A 1,078-nucleotide genomic window follows, 5' to 3' on the forward strand; every position below is an offset into this window, starting at 1 on the left:
ACTGGCACTTCGACCAGGACGCCATCGACGCCGAGGCCGCCACCGACGGCTGGTACGCGCTGCTGACCAACCTGCCCGCAACGGTCACCGCCGCGGATGTGTTGGCCCGCTACAAGAACCAGCCCGGCACCAGCGAACGCCGCTACCACGACCTGAAGGGACCGCTCGCCGTCGCGCCGATGTTTCTGCACACCAACCGGCGCATCGCCGCCCTCATTGGCGTGCTCTGCTTCGCCCTGCTCATCTACTGCCTCGCCGAACGCGAAGTCCGCCGCAACCTCGCACCCGACACCAAACTCGACGGCCTCTACGCCGGCCGGCCCGCCAAACCCACCGCCAGCCTGATCTTCACCGCTCTCGCCACGCTTCGGCTGCGGACCGCCCCCGACCGCACACCCGAGATCCCGCAGCCCAACTCCCTACAACTGCGCCTCCTCGACCTACTCAAGATCGACCCAAGGCGCACGCGCTAAAGGTGGACCACCCACCGCACCCCATGTGCGAATTACGGGACTAGCCGTCGCGGGCCGCCCGCCTCAACCGTTACCGACCCGCGCTGCTAGGGATCCGGCGACGAATGCCGCCCGGGATCGTCGGAATCAGCTCGGTAATGCTCATTACGCGGCAGCTGCTCGCTGAACTGATGACGAGTCGGCGGCGAAGGGTTCTGAGCAGTTGGGGGAATACTGAGTGATAGTGAGCGTGGCGCGCGTGGCGAGACCAGACCAAGGCCCGGCGGGAGAAAGCGTCGGTTCGTCAGACCGAACAGATGAGCGCGAGTCGCGCTGCACTGATCGCGCAGATCAACGCGGTCGAGATCTGCATTCCACGATTGCCGGGAGGAAAAACTGTTCGGTGTTGCAGTCGACAACCGCAATGCCCAGGCCGAATGGCACGCGGCCGAAAGGGGCCACTACGATTACGATCTCGCCACGGTGTCCTCGGCTGATACCGCTGCGCTGCAGCGGTGGGCGGTCAACTATTTGCGCCATGTCGAGACCGACTACGACTGGCTGCTGGACCGCGTGGCCGGCCGGGTCGGCGTCATCGAAGCCCGACTGCTCATTGGTGAACAGGT

At 65.5% G+C, this 1,078-nt stretch carries 1 protein-coding gene; it reads left to right on the top strand.

What is annotated here, in order from left to right; all coding sequences use genetic code 11:
• A partial coding sequence (locus F6Q13_RS17745) for a hypothetical protein (protein ID WP_293059361.1) occupies nt 1–473 on the top strand: 473 nt, incomplete at its 5' end.
• Between the last annotated feature and the right edge of the window lie 605 nt (nt 474–1,078).

The sequence above is a fragment of the Mycobacterium sp. genome (genome assembly GCF_008709575.1).
Taxonomy (GTDB): domain Bacteria; phylum Actinomycetota; class Actinomycetes; order Mycobacteriales; family Mycobacteriaceae; genus Mycobacterium.